Annotated in this window: 21 protein-coding genes and 1 tRNA gene; 14 read left to right on the plus strand and 8 right to left on the minus strand. The window is 58.7% G+C overall.

All coding sequences use genetic code 11. The features are described from left to right. Positions 1-11: 11 nt before the first annotated feature. A complete protein-coding gene (locus DX908_RS13165; protein ID WP_116392766.1) occupies positions 12-644 on the minus strand; it encodes a TetR/AcrR family transcriptional regulator in 633 nt (210 codons plus the stop codon). 156 nt (positions 645-800) lie between these two features. Between DX908_RS13165 and DX908_RS13170 the strand changes: the two genes are divergently transcribed. From DX908_RS13170 to DX908_RS13230, 13 genes are all read left to right on the plus strand, one after another. Next, on the plus strand, positions 801-2,027 hold the full coding sequence (locus DX908_RS13170) for an efflux RND transporter periplasmic adaptor subunit (protein ID WP_116392767.1): 1,227 nt from the start codon (positions 801-803) through the stop codon (positions 2,025-2,027). 18 nt (positions 2,028-2,045) lie between these two features. Next, positions 2,046-5,204 carry an efflux RND transporter permease subunit gene (locus tag DX908_RS13175; RefSeq protein WP_116392768.1) on the plus strand — a complete coding sequence of 1,053 codons (3,159 nt, stop codon included), beginning with the start codon at positions 2,046-2,048 and terminating at the stop codon, positions 5,202-5,204. Between the two features lie 6 nt (positions 5,205-5,210). Further along, entirely contained in the window at positions 5,211-6,626 is a 1,416-nt protein-coding gene (locus DX908_RS13180; RefSeq protein WP_116392769.1) for an efflux transporter outer membrane subunit, read from the plus strand. 178 nt (positions 6,627-6,804) lie between these two features. Beyond that, entirely contained in the window at positions 6,805-7,902 is a 1,098-nt protein-coding gene (locus DX908_RS13185; protein ID WP_116392770.1) for a site-specific integrase, read from the plus strand. Positions 7,903-8,112: 210 nt separating this feature from the next. Then, positions 8,113-8,361, plus strand: a complete 249-nt coding sequence (locus DX908_RS13190; RefSeq protein ID WP_199564713.1) for a helix-turn-helix transcriptional regulator — start codon at positions 8,113-8,115, stop codon at positions 8,359-8,361. Further along, positions 8,358-10,544 (plus strand): virulence-associated E family protein, encoded by a 2,187-nt coding sequence (locus DX908_RS13195; RefSeq protein WP_116392771.1) that lies wholly within the window; start codon positions 8,358-8,360, stop codon positions 10,542-10,544. Before DX908_RS13190 ends, DX908_RS13195 begins: the two co-directional genes overlap by 4 nt. A 397-nt stretch (positions 10,545-10,941) precedes the next feature. Continuing rightward, entirely contained in the window at positions 10,942-11,355 is a 414-nt protein-coding gene (locus DX908_RS13200) for a hypothetical protein (protein WP_147303801.1), read from the plus strand. 107 nt (positions 11,356-11,462) lie between these two features. Next, positions 11,463-12,854 (plus strand): terminase large subunit domain-containing protein, encoded by a 1,392-nt coding sequence (locus DX908_RS13205; RefSeq protein WP_116392773.1) that lies wholly within the window; start codon positions 11,463-11,465, stop codon positions 12,852-12,854. A 146-nt stretch (positions 12,855-13,000) separates the two neighbouring features. After that, positions 13,001-13,549, plus strand: a complete 549-nt coding sequence (locus DX908_RS13210) for a hypothetical protein (RefSeq protein ID WP_147303802.1) — start codon at positions 13,001-13,003, stop codon at positions 13,547-13,549. A gap of 134 nt (positions 13,550-13,683) precedes the next feature. Further along, positions 13,684-13,995, plus strand: a complete 312-nt coding sequence (locus DX908_RS13215; RefSeq protein WP_116392775.1) for a hypothetical protein — start codon at positions 13,684-13,686, stop codon at positions 13,993-13,995. A gap of 243 nt (positions 13,996-14,238) precedes the next feature. Next, positions 14,239-14,493, plus strand: coding sequence for a hypothetical protein (locus tag DX908_RS13220; RefSeq protein WP_116392776.1), 255 nt, complete (start codon positions 14,239-14,241; stop codon positions 14,491-14,493). A gap of 96 nt (positions 14,494-14,589) precedes the next feature. After that, positions 14,590-15,321, plus strand: a complete 732-nt coding sequence (locus DX908_RS13225) for a hypothetical protein (protein WP_199564714.1) — start codon at positions 14,590-14,592, stop codon at positions 15,319-15,321. A gap of 3 nt (positions 15,322-15,324) precedes the next feature. Further along, positions 15,325-16,998 (plus strand): N-6 DNA methylase, encoded by a 1,674-nt coding sequence (locus tag DX908_RS13230; RefSeq protein WP_116392777.1) that lies wholly within the window; start codon positions 15,325-15,327, stop codon positions 16,996-16,998. A 4-nt stretch (positions 16,999-17,002) separates the two neighbouring features. Here DX908_RS13230 and DX908_RS13235 read toward each other — a convergent pair. After that, positions 17,003-17,079 (minus strand) — tRNA-Arg (locus DX908_RS13235). 66 nt (positions 17,080-17,145) lie between these two features. Between DX908_RS13235 and DX908_RS13240 the strand changes: the two genes are divergently transcribed. Continuing rightward, a complete protein-coding gene (locus DX908_RS13240) occupies positions 17,146-17,724 on the plus strand; it encodes a hypothetical protein (RefSeq protein ID WP_116392778.1) in 579 nt (192 codons plus the stop codon). Between the two features lie 179 nt (positions 17,725-17,903). Here DX908_RS13240 and DX908_RS13245 read toward each other — a convergent pair whose 3' ends face one another. The 6 genes from DX908_RS13245 to DX908_RS13270 all read right to left on the minus strand — a co-directional run bounded on the left by DX908_RS13245 (position 17,904) and on the right by DX908_RS13270 (position 25,040). After that, complete coding sequence (locus DX908_RS13245; protein WP_116392779.1) at positions 17,904-18,656, minus strand: polysaccharide biosynthesis/export family protein; 753 nt, start codon at positions 18,654-18,656, stop codon at positions 17,904-17,906. After that, a complete protein-coding gene (locus DX908_RS13250) occupies positions 18,653-19,834 on the minus strand; it encodes a hypothetical protein (RefSeq protein ID WP_147303803.1) in 1,182 nt (393 codons plus the stop codon). The genes DX908_RS13245 and DX908_RS13250 overlap by 4 nt, the downstream gene beginning before the upstream one ends. 129 nt (positions 19,835-19,963) lie before the next feature. Next, positions 19,964-20,680 carry a sugar transferase gene (locus DX908_RS13255; RefSeq protein ID WP_199564715.1) on the minus strand — a complete coding sequence of 239 codons (717 nt, stop codon included), beginning with the start codon at positions 20,678-20,680 and terminating at the stop codon, positions 19,964-19,966. A 212-nt stretch (positions 20,681-20,892) separates the two neighbouring features. Beyond that, positions 20,893-21,774 carry a glycosyltransferase gene (locus DX908_RS13260; protein WP_116392782.1) on the minus strand — a complete coding sequence of 294 codons (882 nt, stop codon included), beginning with the start codon at positions 21,772-21,774 and terminating at the stop codon, positions 20,893-20,895. Between the two features lie 82 nt (positions 21,775-21,856). Beyond that, positions 21,857-22,864, minus strand: a complete 1,008-nt coding sequence (locus tag DX908_RS13265) for a hypothetical protein (RefSeq protein WP_116392783.1) — start codon at positions 22,862-22,864, stop codon at positions 21,857-21,859. Positions 22,865-22,907: 43 nt separating this feature from the next. Next, positions 22,908-25,040 carry a GumC family protein gene (locus DX908_RS13270; protein WP_158548778.1) on the minus strand — a complete coding sequence of 711 codons (2,133 nt, stop codon included), beginning with the start codon at positions 25,038-25,040 and terminating at the stop codon, positions 22,908-22,910. Between the last annotated feature and the right edge of the window lie 16 nt (positions 25,041-25,056).

A 25,056-nucleotide genomic window follows, 5' to 3' on the forward strand; every position in this document is an offset into this window, starting at 1 on the left:
GGCGACTAGCCTTACGCGTTGCTCGCAACTGACAAGTGTTCTCGCTCGTCTTCATTTGATTGCGTCAAAAGATTAGAGAGAACCTGCCGCATGTGGTGGGTAATCCGTGTGCGGTCGAGCCCCGGGTTCCGGATGATCCGGATGGCAAGCCCAGTGAAGAGGGCGAACATGACCTCGACCCGCCCATGCGCGTCTTCAAGGTCCAGCCGCTCTTTCAGGGTATTGGCAAAATTGTCGCGCAATTCCTTGTCGACTTCCTGAACGATGGTCATGACCTTGGAGCTGCGGGCCGCCTCGGCAAGGATTTCGAGCATCAGGACGGAGTGGAAGGTGTCGGTATTGCTCTGCACCCCTTCCTCGACACAAGACATCAGATTGCTGATCAATTCACTGGGGGAGCATTCGCGGAACTGGTCGAAAAAGGCGCGTGCGTCGATTTCTTCCCGCCGCACGATGTCGGAGATGATCGCTTCTTTGCTCTCGAAATAGTGATAGATGTGTCCGGGGCTCATGCCGGCGGCCTTGGCGATGCGCGACATGCTGGCGCCATGAAACCCCTCCTCGACGAAACAGCGTGCCGCGGCCTGCAGCACCTGATCCTGCCGTGTCACCGGCTCGGCCGTCATCAAACTCGATTTGCCCATGATCCTCCGGGGTTTTCCTCAGTTATTTCCCAATTCCCGCTTTTCATCAAATTTGTGCACTGCAGCACATTGACAATCTTCAGGGAATGTTTAGATCGAACGTTCATTCTAACTGATATACGTTACCAGCCTCCAACTGCAAGCAGGAATTTTTTCATGACAGTCGATCACTCAACAGCACGGACTTCCGCGGTTTCGCGCCGGTTTGCTCCTCTCTTCCTGCTGTTCGCGCCTGTCGCGCTGGCCCTGACGGGCTGCGGCGCAGAGAGTGAGGAGGTCGGCGCTCATGGCGCGGCGGCGCCTGCAATGCAGGTGGCTACCGAAGCGGCCGAAGGCGAGAATATCGAGCTGACCGCCTCGCTACAGGGGCGGACCCGTCCTTTTGCCGTCTCGGAAGTTCGTCCACAGGTTTCAGGCCTCATTCAGAAGCGTCTCTTTGAAGAAGGCGAAGCGGTCGAGGAGGGCACGCCCCTTTATCAGATCGAGGACAGCGAATACCGCGCTGCGGTCGAAAGTGCTTCGGCCTCGCTGGCTCGCGCACGTGCCAATGCAAATGTTGCAGTTCAAAACGCCGAACGCCTCAAGGGACTTGTCGCCATCAAGGCGGTCAGCGACCAGCAATATGATGAGGCAGAAGCCGCGGCCGCACAGGCGCGGGCCGATGTCGCCATGGCAAACGCTGCGCTGACTCAAGCCAAGATCAATCTTGACCGCACGACTATCCGTGCCCCGATCAGCGGCAAGATTGGCCGCTCTTCAGTGACCCCCGGTGCGCTCGTCACTCAGAACCAGGCATCGACGCTTGCCACGATCCGCCAGCTTGATCCGCTCTATGTCGATCTGACGGCTGCCGCGACAGATGTCCTGCGCTGGAAGCGGGCAATGGCGAGCGATCTGACGAGTGCCGAGACCAAGGTGCCGGTGACTGTCACGCTTGAAGATGGCAGCACCTATGAGCATCAGGGCCAGCTGGCCTTCTCTGAGGTCAGTGTCGATGAGACTTCCGGTACGGTCGTCCTTCGCGCCATTGTGCCGAACCCTGACGGCTATTTGCTGCCAGGCATGTTCGTTCGAGCTAGCCTGCCTGTCGGTCAGCTTGAAGACGCTATCCTTGTCTCGCAAGCTGCTGTCATGCGTACCCCGACCGCTGAGCCTTATGTACTGGTGGTAGGGGAGAACGGCACCGCCGAGCAACGCATGCTGACCATCGCGCAGGCGCGGGCAGGCGACTGGGTCGTCACGGGCGGCCTCTCTGAGGGCAGCCAGGTCATCACATCCGGTCTTCAGATGCTGCGCCCCGGCGCGCCCGTCGCAGCGATGGAAAAGACACAAGACAATTCGTCCAGCAACGTTGCGAACGCTGCCGGCAACGCGGCGCTCTAGGCCCGCAACGAGGTTCACATGGCGAAGTATTTTATCGACCGGCCCGTCTTCGCATGGGTCGTAGCCATCATTCTCATGCTTGCGGGTGTCATGGCGCTACGCGTCCTGCCGGTTTCGCAGTACCCGGAGATTGCGCCGCCCAGCGTGACGGTCAGCGCGATCTATCCGGGGGCTTCTGCCAAAGCGGTGGAAGATTCCGTGACGCAGGTTCTGGAACGTCAGATGACCGGGCTCGACGGGCTCAAATATTTCTCATCAAGTTCCAGCTCTTCGGGCGCCAGCACCGTGACACTGACCTTCGAGGCCGGGACCGATCCCGACATCGCGCAGGTTCAGGTCCAGAACAAGCTTTCGCAGGCAACGCCGCTTCTGCCTGAACAGGTCCAGCGTCAGGGCGTGACGGTCAGTAAATCTGGCCAGAACTTTCTGCTTGTTGTCGGACTGGTCTCGCCCAACGGCACACACAACCAGACCGACCTTGCCGATTATGCGCAGTCCGTCATGATCGACCCTGTCAGCCGCGTAGACGGTGTCGGTAATGTGCAGATTTTCGGTGCGCAATACGCCATGCGGATCTGGATCAACCCTGACAAGCTCACGCAGTACAGCCTGACACCAAACGACGTGGTCAACGCGATCCGTGAGCAGAACACTCAAGTCTCCTCTGGCTCACTTGGCGGACTGCCAAATGCCGGTAACCAGGAGATTTCAGCGACCATCACGCTACAGTCGCTTCTGACTGATCCGTCCGAATTCGAGAACATTTTCCTCAAGACGACGCCGGATGGCGCGGCTGTTACCGTCGCCGATGTCGCACGGGTTGAGATGGGGGCGGAGAATTATGAATTCGTCTCTCGCTGGAACGGCAGTCCCTCCATGGGCTTTGCAATCCAGCTTGCCTCCGGCGCCAACGCGCTCGACACGGCAGAGGCAGTCCGTCACCGGGTCAATGAACTGGCAGCGACAACGCTGCCGGACGATGTTGAGGTCATCTACCCTTATGACGTGACGCCCTTCGTCGACAAATCCATTCACGAAGTGCAAAAAACGCTGATCGAGGCGATCTTCCTCGTCTTCATCGTGATGCTGGTTTTCCTGCAGAATTTACGGGCGACACTCGTACCCATGATCGCTGTGCCGGTCGTTCTCCTCGGGACCTTCGCTGTCCTTGCCGCCTTTGGCTATTCCATCAATGTGCTGACCATGTTCGCCATGGTGCTCGCCATTGGCCTGCTGGTCGATGACGCCATCGTCGTGGTCGAGAACGTCGAGCGGGTGATGAAAGAGGAGGGGCTTTCCCCACGTGAGGCCACGCGCAAGTCGATGGATCAGATCACCGGCGCCCTGATTGGTATTGCGACTGTCCTCTCCGCGGTCTTTGTGCCGATGGCGTTTTTTCCGGGCTCGACAGGCATTATCTACCGTCAGTTCTCGGTGACCATCGTCTCGGCAATGATTCTCTCCGTGGTCGTCGCGCTGGTCCTCTCGCCGGCACTCTGCGCCACCATGCTGAAATCAGCCACTCACGAAGCAAAGGGCCTGACGGGCCGGGCAAGCGCTGCCTTCAATCGCGGTTTTGCAAGAATGACCGACAGCTATGAGCGGATGGTTTCCCGGATACTCCGTCGTCGCCGGGTTTTCTTCGGCGTCTTTGTTGCACTGCTTCTTGGCGCCGGGCTGCTTTCAACTCGCATCCCGACCTCCTTCCTGCCGAATGAGGATCAGGGCATCGCTCTCGCGCTTGTTCAATTGCCGCCGCTGGCCAGCGTGTCGCGTACAGAAGAGATGATGGCCGATGTCCGCGACCACATCTTGACCGAAGAAGAGGCGTCAGTGCGCGGTATCTTCACCATTTCTGGCTTCTCCTTTGCCGGACAGGGTCAGAATATGGGTCTTGCCTTCATTCCGATGAAGGACTGGTCAGAGCGCGACAAGCCGGGCCTTGATGTCCAAAGCGTTGCTAACCGTTCAATGGGTGTTTTCTCTCAGTTTACGGACGGCATGGCGTTCACCATCGTGCCGCCGCCCATCCCGGAACTTGGGACATCGAGCGGTTTCGACCTCTTCCTCCAGGATCGTGGCGGGCTCGGTCATGAAGCGCTGATCAATGCGCGCAACCAGCTTCTCGGCACCGCTGGGCAAAGCCCGCTTCTGATGGGGGTGCGCCCGAACGGTCAGGACGATAACCCGCAATTCAACATCTCGATCGACTCGCAAAAGGCGCAAGCCCTTGGCCTCAGCATCGCCGATGTGAACAGCACGCTGTCAACCGCGCTGGGCGGACTTTACGTCAATGACTTCATTGACCGTGGCCGGATCAAACGCGTTTTCGTGCAGGCGGATGCGCCCTTCCGCATGATGCCCGAAGATATCGAGCAGATCCGTGTCAGGAATGCGCAAGGTGAGATGATCCCGCTGAGCGCGATCGCGACGATGGAGTGGGATTACGGCTCGCCGCAATTGCAACGCTATAATGGTGTCCCGGCCATCCAGCTTCAGGGGGCTGCCGCCCCCGGCTACAGCTCAGGCGATGCCATGGCGGAAATGGAACGCCTAATCGGGCAACTTCCTGAAGGGATCGGCTTTGAATGGACGGGTCTGAGTGAACAGGAGCAATCCTCCGGGGCACAGGCGCCTCTGCTTTATGCGCTCTCTGTGCTGATCGTCTTTCTTTGCCTTGCGGCACTTTATGAAAGCTGGACGGTGCCGGTCTCCGTGCTGCTTGTAATGCCGCTCGGCATTATCGGGGCGCTGGTCTCGGCCTATTTCCGCGGGCTCTCAAATGACATCTTCTTCCAGGTGGGTATGCTGACGACCATTGGTCTTGCGTCAAAGAACGCGATCCTGATTGTCGAATTTGCCAAGTCGCTGGAAGAGCAGGGCAAAGAGCTTATCGAGGCGACCAAGGAAGCAGTCCGCATGCGGCTACGGCCGATCCTGATGACATCGCTCGCCTTTGGTTTTGGCGTCATCCCGCTGGCCTTATCAAGCGGGGCAGGGGCGGCAGCGCGGATTGCCATTGGCTCTGCCGTTCTTGGCGGGGTGATCGCCGCGACGATTTTCGGTATCTTCTTTGCTCCACTCTTTTACGTCATGATACGGAAGATCACAGGCGCACGGCCTCTCAAACGGCCGGGCGAAGCTGACCTCAACCCGTCCATGCAACCGGCGGAATAGATCATCATGAAACATATTTTTGTCATGACGGCCGCAACGGCCTTCGCACTGACCGGCTGTGTCAGTATGGCGCCAGATTATGAGCGTCCCGATGCACCGATCGCCTCCTCCCTGCCGGCACAAACTTCAAATGTCGGCGTGGCGGCAGCAGGGCTCGGCTGGCGGCAATTTATTGCCGATCCGGCGCTCGAGGGGCTGATCGATACAGCGCTTACGAATAATCGTGACCTTCGAGTCGCGATCCTCAATGTGCAGGCGGCGCAAGCACAGTACGGCATCACCCGCTCCCAGCGCTTCCCCTCTATCGATGCGCAAGGCACGGTGACCGACCGTGGACTGTTTGAGGATGATGGGGCGAGCCAGAACCCCGCCCTTCAGGCGCAGAGCGTTGATCAGGCGACGGCGCAACTGGCCGTCACAGCCTATGAGCTTGATCTCTTCGGCCGGGTGACGAGCCTCAACCGGGCCGCGCAGCAGCACTACTTTGCGGCGGAAGAGAACGCCCGTGCGGCCCAGCTTTCGCTGATCGGCGCGGTGTCGAATGGCTGGCTTGGCCTTGTGACAAACACCCAGCTTCTCGCGCTGGCGCAGGAAACCGCGAGCAGTCAGGAAGAATCTCTCAACCTCACACGCGCGCGGTTAGAGGCAGGCATTGCAAGCGATCTTGATTATCAGCGTGCGGTCACAAGCGTTGAGCAAGCGCGGGCCGATACGGCCCGCTATGAGGCGGCTGTCCGCCAGAGCCTCAATGCGCTGGAGCTTCTCGTCGGTGGCCCCTTGCCGGAAGGGATCGCTGAGGCTGCGGCGGAAAGTGAGATGTCCGTCCGGCTCGATCTTTATGCCGATCAGTCATCTGACATTCTTCTCTCGCGGCCGGATGTTCAGGCAGCGGAGAATACGCTTCGGGCAGCGAATGCGGAGATCGGGGCGGCACGCGCGGCTTTCTTCCCGCAGATCAGCCTGACGGGCAGCGCAGGCTATGCCAGCACCGAGCTCGACAATCTCTTCTCCAGCGCTAATGGCGTTTGGAGTTATGGCCCGCAGGTCTCCCTGCCGATTTTCTCCGGCGGCCAAAACCGCGCCAATCTACGGCTCGCAAAAACGCAGCGCGAGATCGCTCTTGCCCAATATGAGGGCGCCATCCAGAGCGCCTTCCGCGAGACAGCCGATGCGCTGGCAGTCGCGGACACGATTGATGATCAGATTGCCGCGCTTGACCGGCTGGTTGCGGCGAGCGAGCGGGCGCAGTTCCTTTCGGAACAGCGCCTCAAAGACGGGGTTGATAATTACCTCTCCGTACTCGACGCACAGCGCGCGGTCTATCAAGCGCAGCAGGCCCTTATCTCGGCCCGGCTCGAACGCTCGCGAAATGCGGTTGCGCTCTATCTCGCTCTTGGTGGCGGGCAGGCGGGTTCAATCTAGGCTGACTGGTGACCCCGACTGGATTCGAACCAGTGGCCTACAGATTAGGAATACGCTGTCGGTGCCTAACTTGAGCTAATTCACCCCGCAGAAGCTTGAAATCATTTACTTCTGAGGGCCTCCGATATAACTCGAGTTACCGTTACAAAGGTTTCTCGGTTTCTCAAGGGGGTTTCTCGTGGCGGTCAAACGGATAACAGAAGCAGTGGCGCGGCAGGCTCAGTTGGGCCAGCCACAGGCGGTGTGGGACACGGAGCTGAAGGGATTCGGGCTCGTTGTTCGGAAGACCGGCAAGGTCTCGCTCCTTATTCAGAAAAACATCGGTGGCCGGAAGACCCGCCTTTCGCTGGGTCATTGGCCCACGTTGAAGATCGAAGAGGCTCGTCGGCTGGCTCGCGTCAAGCTGGCTGAGATTGAGTCCGGAGTGGTGGTCAAAGAAGAGCGGCAGGGAATGACGCTCCGCGAGGCCGCCGAGACACATATACAGGACATGATCAAGGACGCCCGTAGCAGCTACAAGGGGCTCTTGCCGGAGCTAGAGCGGTACATGGCCGACTGGCTGGACCGCCCGTTGTCGAGGATCTCGGCCGAGGAGGTGAAGCACCGTCACGGCCAGATGAAGGACAAGAAGGCGACAGCGAACCGCGTGTTCCGAATCTTCCGGGCCGTTTGGAACACCGCGCGCCCGATAGACGATCTGCCCGAATGCCCAACACGCGCGCTGCGCTGGTACTACGTGCCCGGAAAGACGTCGCGCATCGAAGACCTCGCCGATTGGCACAAGATGGTGGACGGCGTGCGTAATCTCGTTGTTCGCGACTGGCTTCTATTCACGTTGGGCTCGGGGCTCCGGGTCTCTGATGCCTTGTCCGTGAAGCTTTCGGAGGTGGACTGGGAGGAGGCTGTGCTGACACGCCCTCGGCCCAAGGGGGGCGAGCGCCGAGCTTTTCGCATCCCCATGAGCACGCAGTTGATGGAGATTTTGGAACGTCGGCGACAATGGGGCGGAGTCTGGGCGTTCCCGTCGTCTCGCAATGACGGTCACCTGACAAACCCCAAGAGATCGATGATCGCTGCGGGACTGCCCACGCAAACGCATGACATGCGGCGTACCTACTCGTCTGTGGCGCTGACACTTGGGGTGCCGCAGCCGATAATCTCCATTCTCATGAACCACGCGCCGCAGGGCATGACTGCGAGGTATCAGAACCTCACTCCAGAGGAGTTGCGTCCTTGGCAACAGAAGATCAGTGACGCTTTGTTCACGAGAGGCTGAATGGTGTTTGTTACAGCGAACGCTTGCGTTATAATTTGGACACGCATTGCGGTCAGGCCTTCGAAGACACCCACGCACAAGTGAACATCGGCCTGAAGAGCTGCCAGGGGCCTCCGGCGGGAGGCAGGCGGGTTAAGTCGGATACCCGCGTTCCCGAAAGGTGAGATGCAGCGCCGCCTCTATTTGCCCGATATGGGCAGGAGGCGGAGTGTGAGTCTAGAAGACCAAATCCGACAGATGGCCGTGGAAGCCATCGAACAAATCATCCCTGAAACGGTCGCGGTTCGTCAGGAATACCTGACGCCCAAACAAGCAGCCGATTATCTCGGCGTTGCTCAGCAGACTATGTATAACTGGCGCTCCCGTCGCGAGGGGCCGCCCGCTCTTCGAATGGGCGAGCGCTATCTTCGCTATAAGCGTAGCGATCTAGACCAGTGGGTCGCGGGGGGTGGGCGATGAGCAGTCCCCGTCGAGCGAGCCACGACCCGACGGAGACAAGTTCGCATACGGAGGTCCTCACGGACAAGGCGAAGGTAGCTCCGCGCGATTCCGAAGTAAATGAAGCTTGGTCCTTCCTGAGCCGTCTGCGGGCGGGCGGCCCATGGCTGCTCTGCCGCAAAGAACGAAGTGGTGGACTCAAGGGACATCTCATAAAGAGTCGAGAAAAGCTCGCAGAATGGCTGACCGCATGTCCCCACGACGACTGGTACGTCACAATCGGCGAACTCCATCGGGAAATCCACAAGAAGCCCAACAAAGAGGACATGGCTGGTGCTCGCTGGCTCTGGGTCGACATCGATCCGGTGGGCGAAGAGACGGTCGAAGACATCGTTGCCCGTCTCCTGTCGATGAAGCCGGACATCGTGGTCCGGTCGGGGCGAGGTGCATGGGGGCTATGGGAACTCGACGCTCTCGGCACGAAAGAAGAGGTCGAGGCGGCCAACCGTGTCCTTATAGGCAAGGCGGGTGGAGATGCTTGCCACAATATCGACCGCCTTATGCGTCTGCCCGGCTCAATAAACTCGAAGAACGGCCAACGCGCATCTTGGGAAGCGGTTCGCGATCCCGCTCCGCGAAGTCTCGCTGACTTTCCGAAGCTAGAGGAAGCGAGGTCAGTGGCGCCTGTGGCTGTGGAGACAGACTATCTAAATGTCGATCCCTCCGACATTCACGATCTGGACATCCCACCTAAGGCAAAGGAGGCGGCACTACAGGCACCGCAAGGTTCCCGCAACGAAGCGGCCAGAACATTCCTCACTTCCTGCGCGGCGGTGGGCGTGCCGGACGAGCTCGTCCTAGGCATCGCTTTGTCGGGCCTCCCTGTCACCGACTTCTTCGTCCGTGATAAGAACAACGGGCAGCGTTCGGACCCGGTGGCTTTCGCTGCGAAGCAACTGGCGAAGGCAAAGGAATGGGTCAAAGCGCGGCGCGCCGATGAGCCAAGCTGGCACGAGACATCTAAGGAGGGGCGACCCTTCGCCAGCTACCGCAACGCCCGCGAGGCTCTTGGCCACCTCGATCTCGACATTTGGCACGATGCCTTCAGCGCCGTAGATATGGTGGAGGGGCTCCCAGTGCAGACCTACAACGGACCTGTAGGCGACACGGCGCTCGCCGTCTTGCGCGACATGGTGATCGTCCGGCACGGCTTCGATCCGAAGAAGGAGCACCTGCGAGATGCGTTTGCCTCGCTCGCCATCGAGCATCGGCGAGACCCGATTGTCGACTATCTGGAAGAGCTGACCTGGGATGGGCAGGAGCGGCTCGCAACGTGGATGGTCCGCGCATATGGTGCGCCGGACACGCCCTATGTGCGGGCGGTAGGTCGTCTAATGCTCCGGGCCATGTGCCGGAGGGCGCGAGAACCGGGGGTCAAGTATGACCACATGGTGATCCTCGAAGGGCCGCAAGGCGTTGGCAAATCATTGTCGCTGTCGATACTAGCTAGCGAGCGATTTTCCGATGCGAGCCTATTTACTCGAGACGCCGGGCGAGATCGCGCAGAACTCCTACAAGGAAACTGGATCAACGAGGTTGCCGAGTTGGAAGGTCTAACCAAGCGAGACATGACCGACGTGAAGGCGTTCATTACCCAGACAGTCGACGAATACCGTCCCGCCTATGGCTACCACAAGAAACGCTTCCCGAGGCGCGGCATACTTGTAGGCACCACGAACGAGCAGGACTGGAATCGCGACCCGACTGGCGCAAGACGGTTCCTTCCGGTGTGGTGCGAGAAGGTCGATGTGGAATGGCTGCGTGCGAATCGCGACCAGCTCTTCGCCGAGGCGGATGCCGCAGGGGATGGCCCACTGGTCTTGCCAGCAGACGTGATCGGTGACGCACAGACGGAGCAGGCCGCAAGGGCCGAGGCCCATGCGTGGGACGACGTTCTCGAACGCATGGCGCCGGAGGCACGGTTCGCGGGTACCGACCGGGTCAGCTCTGAGTATGTAATGCGGAAGATTTTGGCGCTTTCTGCGACCGACATGGCAAGGCGCGAGACACCCCGCACCTTAAGGCGACGGATGAATGAGCTGGGTTGGGATGGGCCGAAGACGGTTGTCCTAGAGGATAGCGAACGCGCGAAGGGTTATACACGGCCCACGCCGCCAAACGTACAGCAAGAAATACCGTTCTAGTAACCCCATCGTAACTGCTCGGTAACCGGAGGATTACGTCTTAAGTTCCCGCAAACACTACAGGTAACCGTAGTAACCCTAGGAACAGGGAAAATCTCGGAAGGAGGAGTGGGGCGAGGCTGGCGCTGCTGTGGGCGGAATTCCAGAACAATGATTTTAAGCGGTTACTCCGGTTACCGGTTACCTTCTCACGATCTCGTTTTGCTCGGGTATGAAATCCGAAGACGAGTTATCGTTGCGGAGATTCGGCGGATTGCTCCCGGCAAAAAGGCCAGCAGCTTTTTAGGCTCCTGTCCGATATCGGAACTCTCCGCCATTGCAGTCACTTGCGAGGCCGACATTGCGACGGGAAACCGAGGCGAAACCTGAGACTCCGAAATCAGCGGATGATGTGGTTGTGCGGAACGAAGGCGGCCACACGCGGCGCGTCGGCGCGCGCGGCGTCTCTGTGGTCGAGGACATGGCGAGGAATGGCTGTTCAGAAACCAGCATTGCCAAGAAGCTTCGCGTCGCAACGAGCACCTTCCGTGAGATAAAGAGACGTCAACCGGAAGTCTTGGAAGCGCTGGAGCGTGGCTATAGCGCGATGGAGGACGAGCTTGTCGACCTCCTCATGAGACGCGCGCGCGACCCGAGTCACAAGGGCGGCGTGACCGCAGCCATCTTTCTGCTCAAGGCGCGACGTGGCTACGAGGGAACGAAGACGCCAGCTCACATCACCATCAACAACGACAATCGTCAGCAGACGATGTTGCTGCCATCAGCGGATGAGATGGATGTCTACCTAAGCCGCGCGAGGGAGATGGCATGAAGACCTCTCACCCCTTTCGGGACAAGGTCGTCCGGCTGCGGTGGATCACCCTGTACCTCCGCCGCCAGGCGAAACGTCGAGAAGCAAAGAAGAAGGAGCAGGTCTAAATGGCTCAGATGTCACCCTTCCAGCTCTCGGTATTAAAGACGCCAGAGACCGCCAATCTGGCTCTCTTGGGCGCGAGGGGCGGAGGAAAGACTACAGCCGCCGTCCTGTTGGCGCTGCGTCACGTGCAGCAGTACGGCGAGGACGCAAGTGTTCTAATTGTCCGCCGCACCTTCCGCTCTCTTTCTCAGTTCGAGGATGAGATGTTGTCCCTCTTGGGTGCTGTGAGTGGCGGAGCGCACAGCTTCAACCGAGCCGAGCACATTGCACGATTCAATGGAGCGACCATCGAGCTGTCCGCCATAGAGGATCAGCGCGGATATGACCGCCTTCAGGGCAAGAGCTACACCCTCATCATCGTCGACGAGGTCACTCAGTACCCGTCTGAGAGACTGCTGCGCCTGCTGCGGTCCAACCTGCGCGGGCCCGGCCACGTGCCCACGCGCGTGGTCTACTGTGGCAACCCCGGCGGCCCCCTTCATGGGCGAATCTACGAACGCCATGTCAGGGGACGCCGAAGCCATGTCCCATACGAACTCGAGCTGGCTGACAGCGACGAGACGGAGACATGGATCACGATCAATTCTGGTCCGGCTGACAACCCCTTCATCGACACGCAGGCATACATTCGTCGTCTGCGCGAGGCCTGCCACGGCGACCCAGTGAGACTGCAACAATGGCTCTTCGGATCTTGGGAGCAGGGCTCCGGCCTAATGTGGCCCATGTTTGACTCATCCGTCCACGTTATATCATGGGACGCTCCCGTGGACCCGGACCAGTTCGTGCCCCGTGTGGGCATTGACTTCGGCCTCTCCGCGCCGTCCTGCGCCCATCTCGGCATCCGCGCCAAGCGTGACCTGACCTTCCCCGATGGGAGGAGGCTGCCCCGTGACAGCGTCATCGTCGTTGACGAGGTGTCCGACGTCATCTGGCAGGACGACAACCTCAACACCTCCTCGGAGTGGGGCCCTGATCGTCTAGCAGAGAGGGTCGCCTCGATGTGTGCCAATCATGGTGTTCATCGTCCCTCTGGCGTGGTCGACAATTACAGGGGCATTCAGGGTGACGATGTCATCAACGTCATGCGCCAGACAGGGCAGTTCTGGAACTTGACTCTGCCCAAGAAGGGCCGCCGCGCGGAGCGCTGGGCGCTCATGGGCTCGATGTTGACCGCCGCCACCGAGCAGAACCCAAGTCGTCCGCATCTCTTCGTCAGCGAGCGCTGCAAATTTCTCATTCACGCCATAGGCAACTCGGTCCGGGATGAGAAGGACCCGGACGACGTGGCCGACACGCCTCATTGCCCGGATCACCCGTTAGATTCGTGCACGTACATGCTGGCCGAGCAACGCGTGCAACGTGTCACATCCAGCCGACTGGTCGGCGTCTACTGAGGAAAACTGATATGACAACCATCGACGATGTATTGCGAAACCGTCCACGAGCGAGACAACCGTATCCGGACCCGGCACGACAGGCTGCCATGCGCGCCCGACGCTTGGACCCCCCGCCCATCGACTTCAATGTGCGAGGCGAGAGCATGGCCGCTATGTCCGCCCGCCACGGACTTGAGACTCTCTTGGGCGCGTGGCGTCAGATCAGCGAGTTGGCTTGCAATCCGCACACGCCGCTGCGAGAACTTGGCGAGCGAGGCTGGAACGCCATGCAGCGGGGCCTCGCCGCGACTGATCGGGCACGGAACACCGTGGAGGCGAACATCAAGGCACTGGACAAGACCATCGCTGAGAAGACCATGCCTCCCATTTCAGATGCAATGGCCGGGGAGCTTCGTTCTCTGGTCCGACAGGACCCCTCGCGTGCATTCGACCTCGTGCGGGAAGACGTGCGCTTCTCATCAGCGCTATTGCGCGCACCGGCGGCGCTGTCCGGCCTAAGGCCCGACCAGCACGACAAGGTGCGAGAAATGGCAGAGCTTACTCACGCTCCCCGCGAGGTCGCCTTGCGCGGGGAGGCGACCGCCGCTCGCGAGGTGCTGGACAAGGCGGGGGAGCGGGCCATGGGTGTCGTCGCGGCCAAGCTGAGCGAGTGGCAGGAGGCCACGCCCGACATGGGGGCGCTCGATGGGTGACCGCGGACCGAGCCGCCCGCCTGTGACACGCGGAGAAGGGCCGGATCGTGGCTTTCGAACATCTACAGTCACCGAGTTGCGCGAACGTGAGCAGCGCGAGGCGGTCAAGGCATTACAAGAGAAGTATTTGAGCGATGGGTCGTTTCAACACCGAAATTCCTGATGTGCTCATCGCTCAGGCAATGCACCATCTCAGCCACGAGCAGCTCGCGGTGATCCGGGGCTTGGCGCGGGCGCAAATCGAGACGGGACGGCGGTTCTCGCAGCCTTCGATCCGAGCGTTCTGCGACGAGCACGGGATTCCGGGAGACCCTGTGCTACGCGCACTTGGCTGGGGGCCGGGAGACCACGACATGGTCCTTGGTCGCATCACCAGTGTCGTGGAGGACATGGCCTGCACCTCCGGGGCGGCACTGTGCGCGTTGGCGAAGTGTTCGGACTGCTGACGACGTAGAACTCTCGCTGACGCGACCACGCTCGATGGGTGGCGCGTGCCTCTTCTCTTGCTCATACCAGACTCATACGCCGACCCTGCCGCAGAGCGCTAACGTCCGTTTACCGATCTTTTGGGTTTACTTCTGGCTCGGGTTCGCCCTATGAAAGGTTCATGTTTTGTTCTGTTTCAATCCCATTCCTCGTCAGCGCGTGCGCCGTGCTCGACTATCACGGGCCAGAAATGGAGACCCAGTATGCCCACAACGTCCAAGTCGAAGACCTCCGCCCGCCGGGCGAGGCAGGAAGAGCCGTCCTTGCGGCTCTGCGTGAGCGAGAATCCGAAGAAGCCCGGCTCCGCTGCCCATGCGCGCTTCGCAGCCATGATGACCGCCGCGACCGATGGCGTCGTCTCAATCGAGGCGGCCCTGTCTGCGGGCTACACCCGCGCCGACCTCGCCCATGACAGGGGCAAAGGATTCATCGCACTCAAAACGCGAATCAGTGAGTGAGTTTTTTATGATGGGATTGGTACGTACCCTCAAAGAATCGCATTGCATCCGAGAATCGCTTAAACGCATCCTTCTTACCCTTAAGGATGCAGTTAGATGGGCGAACTTGCCGCTTCCATGGATCAAATCATAATCCCGCGGCAGGAATTGTCAGATTGGGGTACCGCATGGCTGGGCACTGTTAACGCGACTAATGGGAAAACTAAGTCGGCAAGCGCGTTTGATCGCCAACAATCAGTAAACTTCGCAAGTTTTATTGACATGGAGGTCGGAAAAGCGCTCGCTAAATTCCTTGGTGGAATCAACGTGGTTACGCCTCATCCTTACGCTTTGCTTCCACCCGAACCTGACTGTGTCGAAGTAGGGCCCGCGCGCATAATCGGGGGCATCCGGCCGCAGAACTTTGATGTTGCGTATCGACCCGATGGGCCGCGTATCGTTTTCGATAGCAAGTCGCTCAATGATCAAAAGTCCATCGGTAAGAACTGGCAGAACATGGTCAACGACCTCGGCACAGAAGCCGCAACTGTTCACACAAGATTCCCGTACGCGATTGTTGCGTTTATGGTGGTTCTACCCAAGCCGGCAGTAGCAAAGAAACAAGAAGCAGACCTGGTTCGCACTCTAGAACGACTGGGAAATCGCAAAGATGTGCTCGATCAAGCTCATCTTGCTGAGGCACTTTCGCTGATACTTTGGGATCCCCAAACTGGTGATGTTTGTCCGGATTCGCCTCCGCAGAACTCTTCACTGAGACTCGAAAACTTCTCTAGAGCTTTGGCACCCCACTACATTGATAGATACAAAGGGCTTCCGCCCCACGAGTAGAATATGCAAAGACCAATATTTAAGAATAAACCTGTTGCAGATGAGAAAAAACTTCGGGGGGGATACTACACTCCTGTTGAGTTGGCGGAGTACCTAACTGCTTGGGCAATTAGAACAGGTGCTGAATCTATCCTTGAGCCGTCGTGTGGCGACGGAAATTTTTTGGTCGCTGCACTGAGTAGACTCAATCAATTGTACGGCGCGGAACCCAAGCAGTCGCCACATTTGGTTGCTGTAGAAGTTCTTGAATCGGAAATTGAAAGAGCGCAGTCCCGCTGTTCTGCTCAAGTTTTCCCTGGTCTGACGACTGAATGGATATGTGACGACTTTTTCGCTTCGTACGGGGATCAACTAAAGCACTCCTCTTTTGATGTGATCATCGGCAATCCGCCGTTTATTCGGTTTCAATACTTTGACCCAGAGGTGCGCGATATTGCATTCAACCATCTCAGGGACGCATCCTATCGTCCAACAAAATTGGCGAATGCCTGGGCGGCCTTCGTTCAACTGTCGGTCGAGCTGCTGAAACCCGGTGGACGTTTGGCGATGGTAGTGCCAGCAGAACTGCTTCAAGTGGGTTACGCCTCCGAATTACGCGACCGACTTTCTAGGGGCTTCGAAGACATCGGGCTGATCGGGTTTCGGCAGCTAGTTTTTCCACAGATCCAACAGGAAGTAGTTTTATTGCTTGCCGAGGGAAAAACAGAGAGGCCGAATAATTCTGCCAGAATACACACAGTGGAATACATCAACGGGCAAGATCTTCCGAGTAAACACGACTTCTTGGATGCTGTGCAGCATGCGCCAGAAAAATACACACGCTCCGGCATGAAATGGACGTCCTTGTTTCTAGATGACAGAGAATTTGATGCACTGAGTGCAGCACAAAGTCACAATGGACTTGTCTCCTTAGGAGATCTAGCGCGTGTCGAAGTGGGTGTTGTCACGGGCCGAAATAGTTTCTTCGTGCTCGATCAAGAATCTGTGAAATCAGCAAAAGCAGCCAGGTTTGTAACGAAAGTGGTTGGTAGAACGAACGCCTTGAGATCGATTGAGTTTTCCGCAGATGACTTCGGTCAGTATGCGGCACGTTCGCCAGCATATTTATTGGACTTGAGCAGGGTTACAGACAAGAAGTTCACGAAGGGGCTTCAAGAATACATTCAGGCTGGTGAAGATGCAGGAGTAAACACTGGTTACAAGTGCCGGATTAGAAAGCGTTGGTATGATGTGCCGTCCATCTATGTTCCAGATGGATTTATGTTTCGTCAAATACATCAGTTCCCTCTGTTGGTATCGAATGAAGCTGGTGCCACATCGACTGACACGATTCACAGGGTGCGAATAAAAGGCGATACTGACATTAAGCAGCTAGCATTTCGCGCATTCAATTCCCTCACCTTTGCTTGGTCAGAGGTGTGTGGCCGTAGCTATGGCGGCGGAGTTCTGGAACTTGAACCTCGTGAGGCGCAGGAACTTCCCATCCCCGATGTCGAGATAGATCAACAGGATGTACGAAAGCTCGACAATATGTTGCGAAATGCGCGCATCACCGAGGCGTTGGATTTCGCCGATGAAGTCCTTCTGCGCAGAGGGTTGGGCTTTGGCGTTGCCGACGTCAAGCTGCTAAGAAGCAGTTGGGAGACGCTCCGTGATCGTCGTATCGGTCGGAGATGAGCGATGGCGACCCCGGCGCGATTCGAACGCGCGACCTCCGGATTAGGAATCCGATGCTCTATCCTGCTGAGCTACGGGGTCTCAGTTGATGAATAGCCTGTCGCGTGCGAAGAGACAAACCTAGGGCAGGCTATCGGGGAGGGAGTCGTGGACCATGAATTCAACTATACCGTCGATACGAGAGCTGAGTACCGTCCCTATCTCCCGCAAACCTACAAGGAACCTTTCAGAGTCGCTCAAGGCGAGGCGTTTGCCTTCCTGATCGACGAGCCAGTCCGCTTATCGAATGGCAACGAGTTTGTATATTCGTACTCAATGAAGCGCGAGCGTCGCCGGGCGTTCTCGACTTGGCACCGGACCTGGCCCTTTCGTCGTCAGAAACATCTATCCAAGGTAGGGAAAGCAACCGGCGATCCTCTTCGAGAAGTTCGAAATCAGTTCGCTCGAACGGTCGACGATGATAACGAAGAGATGATCACTCGGCGTGTTCCGGAATATCCTCAGATCGACATGGTGGTATTTGTCGATGACGCGTATGACTGCGAGCAGGCCTTTCATAGCTCAATTCGATCATTTCAGTACCTGGGCGGCGCTGGATATGAGTTCTTTGACACCAACGGCGATGAGCTTCTGCGCTTCTGCAAGATTTGGATGAAGAACCGTCAGCGTGCGAAGCGCATTGCGCGCAAGGGCGAGGAGCTGGCTGCTCGTCGAAGTTTCTCGTGAGTTTCCCGTGCCTACCAGCGTGTCGCTGAACTCGCTGTATATGCTGGCTTTTTGCCCTCGCGACCTACAGATTAGGAATCTGTTGCTCTATCCTGCTGAGCTACGGGGCCGTCATGCCCGCAATAGCGGCTTCTGAAGGGGCGGACAACCAACCGGTTGCCGCCACCTGAAAGGCGTTCTTAGAAGAACCGCTCCGGCACGAAGATGACATCGCCATCCTGCACGGCGGCCTCCAGATCACCGACCGAGCGTTCCTGCCCGCCGCGATAGAGCTTGAGGCCGCGTTCTGAGCCTGCATTGCTCGGGCCACCGCCAAATGCCAGCGCCTGACGCAGGGTCATTTTCTCGGTGATCGCATAGCTGCCCGGTGACTGGACCTGCCCATAGATAAAGAAACGCCGCGGGGCGGGGACATGGATCACATCACCCGGCTGCACGACCGGATCGGCGACGCCGGACGCGACGTCAGACATGCTCAGCGTCCGGACGGCTTCACCGGGGCGGCGCAGGACAACGATTTCGTGCCCGGCGCGGACGCCGCCTGCCTTGGCAAGAAGACGCGACAATGGCTCTGGCCCGATGATCGGTTGCAGGCCCGGCTTTTCGACCGCGCCAAGAACGGTTGCCGCCTTGCTCTGATAGGAGAGCACTTCGACATTGACGATCGGGTCTTTCAGATACCCGCCGGCCTTCATCTTCTGGGCAACGCGCTCGGCAAATTGCAGTGGCGACTGGCCATCGGCCTCGACCGCGCCAATCAGCGGCAGGGTCACCGTGCCGCGCTCGGTCACGCGAAGGGCAAGCGGCTCTTCGGTCTGGCCATAGATCATGACCTCGATCTGGTCATTCGGGCCCAGCTCATAGCCTTGGGTCTGCGCCTGCGCGGCGCTGCCGAGGAATAGGGCGAGGGCGGAAAGAAGGAACGTTCTCATCTGGTCACTCCGAGTGAGACGAAAATCTGGGTCGAATCATAGGTGCCGCGCGGGCCATCGGTCTCGCGCTCAAGATGCTCCACGCCAGCGGTGACTTTAAGCTGTTTGCGCAGGCGGTAATGGATGGCGCCGCGTACGGCATCGGTCTCATCATAGGACCGGACGAGCGGGCGGAAATTGAGGTTGGAGTAGAAATCCCGTTCGATTCGGCGGGCGGAGATCTCGGCGCCGATGATCGGAGTTACCTCGAAATTGGCGGCGACCGCGATTCGGTCACGCAGGAAGAAATCGGCGCTCACATCGCTCGAATAGCCAATACCGCGATTATAGGCGGAGCTGACTGAGAGGCGGCTCGACGGGTTGAGCTCTGCCGCAAGATGGCCGGTCGCGCCCGCAAAATCCGGGGTGAGGGGGCCATTACCCGGCTCGGCGTCACTATGGCCGAGTGCTGCGTCGAGTTTTAGCGAATTGCCGAAACGCCGCTTTGCGGTGGCTTCGATCACGACGATGTCGACCGTCGGTGCGCCAAGATTCGGGTAGTCGATATCGGTATCGCTATAGGAGAGGCCATATGTGCTGGTCTCATTCGGGCTATATTCGAGCTTTCCGCCGAATCGGAATGCTTCGAGGTCGTCGGTCCGCTGGGCGCCGTTCGAATTCGAGCTCTCGATATAGTCAGCACCGCCTTCGGCGTACCAGTTGGACCGCAGATAACAGCCAGCAGTCCCGGTATACGTCTCGGTCTCACGGGTATTGTCGACCACGGCATCTAGATCGGCGAGGTCCGTCTGACGGCGCTCGACCCGGGCGGAAAGAATGCCGCCGCAGCGTGAGGTGAGGCCCCAGTCGAGCCCGGCGGTCAGGTCGATCTTCTCATTATCGAGAAAAGTATTGTCCCGATGCCAGACATAACCGGCAGTACCTTCGAGAAAGACCCGTTGAAGCCCTGATTTATAAGACAGATCCAGACTCGCCTCGGCGGAGGTGATCAGGTCATCCTCACTGCCGCCCGGCGGCGGGGCGACGCCTTCTTCGAGGCGCAAACGGTTGGTGTCATAGACACTGCCCAGAGACAGCGAGATGTCCGCGCCATTCACCTCATCCGCATTCTGGGCGGCAAGGGTGCCCGTGGCGCTCAGCGCCATCGCGGCTGTGGTGCAAAGGGCAAGTCTTTTCATGAGCTTCTGGCCTTCCTTGAGAGAGAGTGCTCCGCAAGGCACATGCCAGAAAACGGCTGGTTTCGCCAATCGGTCTTGTTGAAGGCCGCGTTGCGCCGCCGCCGCTAGGAGACGGGCACGCATGACATCCTACTCCGCCCCTCGCCGCAACAGGACGGTGGGGATGGTCCGAAGGATGATCGACATATCAAGCGCGATCGAGCGGCGCTTGGCATAGACCGTATCGATAGCGACGCGCCGGCGATAGGTCGTGTTGTTCCGCCCGCTGACTTGCCACAGGCCGGAAATGCCCGGCGTGCATTGCAGGTAGAATTTGGCGCGTGACCCGTAACGGGAAAGTTCATGCGCCGTGATCGGGCGCGGGCCGATGAGGCTCATATCGCCGCGGAAGACGTTGATCAGCTGCGGCAGCTCATCAAGGCTCCATAATCTCAGCGTGCGGCCGATCTTGGTGATTCGCACATCGTTCTTGAGCTTCTGGCGCTCGGCCCATTCGCGGCGCGCTTCCGGATCAGCAGCCAGATGCTTGCGCAGGGCTTCCTGCGAATCAACGCGCATGGAGCGGAATTTGAGGCATTTGAAGCTCTTGCCGTCACGGCCGACGCGCTCATGGGCGAACATGGCCGGGCCGCCATCGCGGCGAACGAGCAGGGCAAGGGTGATAAAGAGAGGGGCAATGAAAAGAAGCAACGTACCCGAAACAAGGATGTCGCCAAGCCGCTTGATTTGGTCAGAGAACGTCGTCTGACGCTCGATCTGGAAGTCATCTACAGTCTCGACCGGAGCAAAATCCAAATCGAGTACGGGACCAGGTTCAAAGGCCCGGTCCTTTAACGCCGCACGCATACTAAATTCTCCCCCCAGCCTAACCGAAACGCAACTGACACGCCGGACTGGCCGACGCTCTCCCAGATAATTCGTTACCATGGGGTGTTCCCCTCAGCAAGCTTACTCTTCTGATTTATCTAGCAATTGTCGGGCCAAGAGTGCCGCCGAATGTGGGAAATTCACCCCAAATAGGTGCATTACAAGGGGAACCTGCCTTGCCAGAGGAAGTGCTATGCAGCCGCCTCGTCATTGCCCGATTTTCGGTGCAGTGCCCTTTTGTAGACGAAACGGCCAAGCGACGCCGGGATGAGGCGTGCTGGTGTTCTGACGGCCAGATTCTTCATGGCATCAAAACGAGACATCAGCCCTTCATCTATGATCTGCTCGAAGAAGGTTATCTCCTTCTTTACATAGGCAAACCCGCGCCGCCGCTCGATCATGGCCGGGCCACCGCGGAAATCCATCTGTACACTATCAATCGCCTCGATCGGCCACCCGCGTTTGGAGAATCGCAAGGACAACCACCAGTCCTCGAAGGGCAGTCTCGTATCGGGATAATCTTCGCGCTCCTGCGTCAGGGCAGAGGCGCGGATGATCGTGCAGCTATGGTTTATCGGTGTCCGCCAGCGTGAATAATCGCGCAGATCGATTCCCGCCGGCAGATAACGTGAGCCGACAGGGTTCTCCGGCGTGCCTTCAAAGATCGAGACCTGGCCGCTGGCCATGCCCACTTCGGGACGTTGCTCCATGAATTCAATCTGCTCGGCGAGCCGGTAGGGCCGCGAGATGTCATCGGCGTCATGCCGGATAACGTAGGTCACATCTTCGGGAATCGCCTGCAGTCCGACATTGAGCGCAAGGCTGAGGCCGCCATTCTCAGACAGCGGCATCACGGTAAACGGGCAGGGTGACTTATCCTTATAGGTGTCGAGGACACCGTTCAGCTCCGGTCCGACGGGGCCGTCGATCACGATCATCGCACCATCAGGAGTGCGCGTCTGATTAATCAGAATGCTTTTCAGCGCGTCATCAAGCGCGGCGGCGTCGTCTCCGCGATAGACAGTCATCAGCACCCAGGCCGTGACGGGCGTATTCTCCCCGTTCTTATTCATTGGTGACTTTCATCATAGCAGGGTGTGACCCGGAAATCCGGTCTATTTGGATGGAGCTGAGTGAATGTCCACAAACCATAGGTCACATCACAAAATTACGGGTGTTCGGAAAGGCGATCATCGGAAGTGAAAGCATCAGGAACAGGACTGCCAGCAGCAAGAAGCGTTCCCAGCGGCCAAATCGGCCGAAACTTTCGACGAGGTCGGGGATCATCAGGATCAGAAAGATCATTGCGGTCCGCTCTGCGGGCGCATCAGCGAAAAAGGCAATCATGCCCGGCGTAATGAAAAGAGCCGAGAAACAGGCCGGGCTCGCATTGGCGGCCCGGACGACATTGCCTTTCTCCGCATAAAGAAAATATACGAAGAAGACGATGAAGAGCGCAAGATAGACCAGCGACATGTCTAGTCCGGTGGTCGCGTTCGATTTCGACAGCGCGCTCACTGCCCCGCTGGAGATCAGGCCAAGGCCAAGCACGGCCGAAATTGTGACACCGAAGAAAATCAGGAACACCAGCGGTGCGTCCTTGAAGAATTTGGTCCGCAGAAAGATCGCAGGAGCCGTCAGAGCCGCGCTGTTGTGACTGAAGATCCCGAGCAGGAAAGATAAGGACGGCAGAACAACCCGCCCCGGCGCGGCATGGTAGGCGAGCATGATGAAGCCGATACCGATATGCTGGCGGTAGAAATTCTGGAACCCCATCAGGACGGGGAATGACATCAGAATGATCGCAAAGGCCGCATATTGAAGGTTGGATTTACCGAACCGCATCCTCAAGGAGATCGCGGCAAGTAAGATCCAGCCTGCATCCATCAAGAGAAAGGCGAGACGTTCATCCTTGGTCAGAAGATAGGCGCCGTGAGAGAGGGTGAAATAGACCATCTCGCGCAACGCAAAGAAGCCGGAGAAATCGCGCTTCATCCATTCGGCGAATTTCGCGACATCAGTGTCAAAGCCTGAATAGCGCGAGACGACGATATAAGCGGCAAAGACCGGGATCGCGACCAGCCAGAAAAGCCGCCTGCCGGGGAATGCCACCGGCAGGAACAGGACGCATAGGGCAATGAGATAGACCTCAAACTCGCCCATGATGCTCCGTTCCCGTCTCTTTGCTCACTTGGTGGTGAAAGGCTCAGCTGGCCCGGCCAAGGAAGCCCTTGGGCAGGATCCCCCGGGTCAGAAGGCCGTGAGTGTAGACCTCGTGGCGGCGCTCATCGACATCGAAAAGGACGACGCCTTCGAGTTTTGCGCGGTCCTCACCCAAATGGTGCAGGGCGCTGACGATCGCATCGCGCGGGGTCAGCTCCCAGCGCACCGACAGAAGGATGTCGTCTGCAGCCTTGTAGATCGGTCCGGTCCGGCGGCCCGACAGAAGCGGCGGCGCCTTGACGATGACATTGTCATATTCGCCGGCGAGCTTTTCCATCAGCGCGGCGACGCCCTCGGCGGCGGTGGCTGCATCGATCATCACCTCACGGAGGTTTGCGATGATGTGGAGCGGTGAGGCCAGATCCTTGATCGTAATCGAGGGCAGAGCGGCCTTACCTTCGAGGTAATCACCGAGCGACGGGCCTTCATGTTTCAGTTCGGACGGGCGCGGCACGGTCGGGTGCAGCACATCCGCATCGACCAGCACCGTCTTGCGGCCATCCTCGGCAAGCGCGCGGCCAGCTGAGAGCGAAAGCGCTGTTGCGCCTTCTGAGGGCAGGGTGGAGGTGATCGCAACGACCCGGCGGTTGCCGTCGGTCGGGCGTTTCAGGAGGGCCGCGACATCGCGGATCGCTGCACTATGCGGCGAACGCGGATTATCGATGACCCGGCGGGACATAACGAGGACTGCCGTCTCGCGATTCTTGTTCAGCTCGCGCAAGGACGGCACGGTTGCCAGCACCGGCACGCCGAGATGGCGGCTGATAGCCATATCAGAGCGGAATCCGCTCCCGGTCAGGATCTCAATAGCGAGCGCGACGCCATAACCTGCTGCGAGTCCAAATGGGATCATGAAAGCGAGCAGGACGAGCTTTGAGGTCGAGGCTGGCGCGGTAGGTGGCACAGCGGCGGAGAGGATCCGTGCATCGGGCGCCAGACCGTCATTACCCGGCGCGCTCTGGCCAAGGCGTGAGAGGGTGGCGAGATAAATCTCCTGCCGGGTCTGCACATTGCGCTCAAGCTCGCGCAGCTGGATGCGCTTCTCGCTTTGCTCTTCGAACGTACCCTGAATACCGGCAAGCTGTTCCTCAAGTGTCGAGACGCGAGCTTGGGCAACATCAACATCATTCTGGAGTTGCTGAATGAAGCGGCCTATCTGCTGGTTGATACTGCTGCGCAATTCGCGCTGTTCTGCCGCCATTTCGATGACGTCCGGGTGGTTCGGGCCGAGCCGTTCGCGAAGCTGAGCGGCCTCACGGTTCAGATCCGTCTGGCGCTGACGCAATTGGGAGATCAGGGGCGAGGCAAGAACATCGGACAGGGTCTCTAGGCTGGCACCGGACTGGCGAAGCTGGCGCGCCTGATTGACCTTGGCAGTGGCTGCGGTCAGCGAGCTACGGGCTGCGGCCAGCTCACGGTTGAGATCGGCAAGCTGAAGCCCGGTCAGCGACTGGTTGCCTGCGACATCCGTCAGATCATTCTCGACCTGGAATGTGTTCAGCGCTTCTTCGGCCTCACGCACATCTTCAGCGAGTTCGGCAACCCGGACGGCCAGCTGTTCGGACGTGCTTTGCTCAAGGGACTGACGATATTCGGATTGAACAGCGAGATAGGCGTCAGCCAGCTCATTGGCGATATTCGCGGACAGCTCGGCGTTCGGTGTGCGAGCGATAATAGTGATGACGCCTGAGCCTTCCTGGAAACGGATCCGGGTACGGCGCTGCAGACGGTCGATCATCTCGTCCATGTCGCCGCCTTCTTTGACGAGCGACAGCTCCTCGGCAACGCGTTGCAGGACCGGACGCGACTGCAGGATCTCAACCTGATTGCGCATCATCATTTCGGTTTCCGCGCGGCCTCTTGCGGCGCTTTCCGCGGCGAGCAGGCCACTTGTCTGCGGCTCAACGATGATCGTTGTGTCAGCGCGATAGACCGTGCTGCGGGTCAGAACGTAACCGGCGCCGATCACGAGAACAGCGGCGGCAACAGCCAGCATCAACGGGAAGCGTGCAGCAGCAATGACGATCAAATCCCGTAATGATACAGAATCGACACCTTTCGGATCTGATGGGTACAGGCCTGCACCCTGATCATAATGGGAACCGGGAACGCTCATAGTCTCTCTCCGAAAG

The sequence above is a fragment of the Parvularcula marina genome (assembly GCF_003399445.1).
Taxonomy (GTDB): domain Bacteria; phylum Pseudomonadota; class Alphaproteobacteria; order Caulobacterales; family Parvularculaceae; genus Parvularcula; species Parvularcula marina.

What these genes read in the sequence shown, in the direction of transcription:
- DX908_RS13170 (WP_116392767.1), top strand. Translation starts at nt 801, where the DNA reads ATGACAGTCGATCACTCAACAGCACGGACTTCCGCGGTTTCGCGCCGG.
- DX908_RS13220 (WP_116392776.1), top strand. Translation starts at nt 14,239, where the DNA reads ATGCCCACAACGTCCAAGTCGAAGACCTCCGCCCGCCGGGCGAGGCAG.
- DX908_RS13230 (WP_116392777.1), top strand. Translation starts at nt 15,325, where the DNA reads ATGCAAAGACCAATATTTAAGAATAAACCTGTTGCAGATGAGAAAAAA.
- DX908_RS13245 (WP_116392779.1), bottom strand. Translation starts at nt 18,656, where the DNA reads ATGAGAACGTTCCTTCTTTCCGCCCTCGCCCTATTCCTCGGCAGCGCC.
- DX908_RS13195 (WP_116392771.1), top strand. Translation starts at nt 8,358, where the DNA reads ATGAGCAGTCCCCGTCGAGCGAGCCACGACCCGACGGAGACAAGTTCG.
- DX908_RS13215 (WP_116392775.1), top strand. Translation starts at nt 13,684, where the DNA reads ATGGGTCGTTTCAACACCGAAATTCCTGATGTGCTCATCGCTCAGGCA.
- DX908_RS13205 (WP_116392773.1), top strand. Translation starts at nt 11,463, where the DNA reads ATGGCTCAGATGTCACCCTTCCAGCTCTCGGTATTAAAGACGCCAGAG.
- DX908_RS13260 (WP_116392782.1), bottom strand. Translation starts at nt 21,774, where the DNA reads ATGAATAAGAACGGGGAGAATACGCCCGTCACGGCCTGGGTGCTGATG.
- DX908_RS13175 (WP_116392768.1), top strand. Translation starts at nt 2,046, where the DNA reads ATGGCGAAGTATTTTATCGACCGGCCCGTCTTCGCATGGGTCGTAGCC.
- DX908_RS13270 (WP_158548778.1), bottom strand. Translation starts at nt 25,040, where the DNA reads ATGAGCGTTCCCGGTTCCCATTATGATCAGGGTGCAGGCCTGTACCCA.
- DX908_RS13265 (WP_116392783.1), bottom strand. Translation starts at nt 22,864, where the DNA reads ATGGGCGAGTTTGAGGTCTATCTCATTGCCCTATGCGTCCTGTTCCTG.
- DX908_RS13165 (WP_116392766.1), bottom strand. Translation starts at nt 644, where the DNA reads ATGGGCAAATCGAGTTTGATGACGGCCGAGCCGGTGACACGGCAGGAT.
- DX908_RS13255 (WP_199564715.1), bottom strand. Translation starts at nt 20,680, where the DNA reads ATGCGTGCGGCGTTAAAGGACCGGGCCTTTGAACCTGGTCCCGTACTC.
- DX908_RS13180 (WP_116392769.1), top strand. Translation starts at nt 5,211, where the DNA reads ATGAAACATATTTTTGTCATGACGGCCGCAACGGCCTTCGCACTGACC.
- DX908_RS13225 (WP_199564714.1), top strand. Translation starts at nt 14,590, where the DNA reads ATGGGCGAACTTGCCGCTTCCATGGATCAAATCATAATCCCGCGGCAG.
- DX908_RS13250 (WP_147303803.1), bottom strand. Translation starts at nt 19,834, where the DNA reads ATGAAAAGACTTGCCCTTTGCACCACAGCCGCGATGGCGCTGAGCGCC.
- DX908_RS13210 (WP_147303802.1), top strand. Translation starts at nt 13,001, where the DNA reads ATGGCCGCTATGTCCGCCCGCCACGGACTTGAGACTCTCTTGGGCGCG.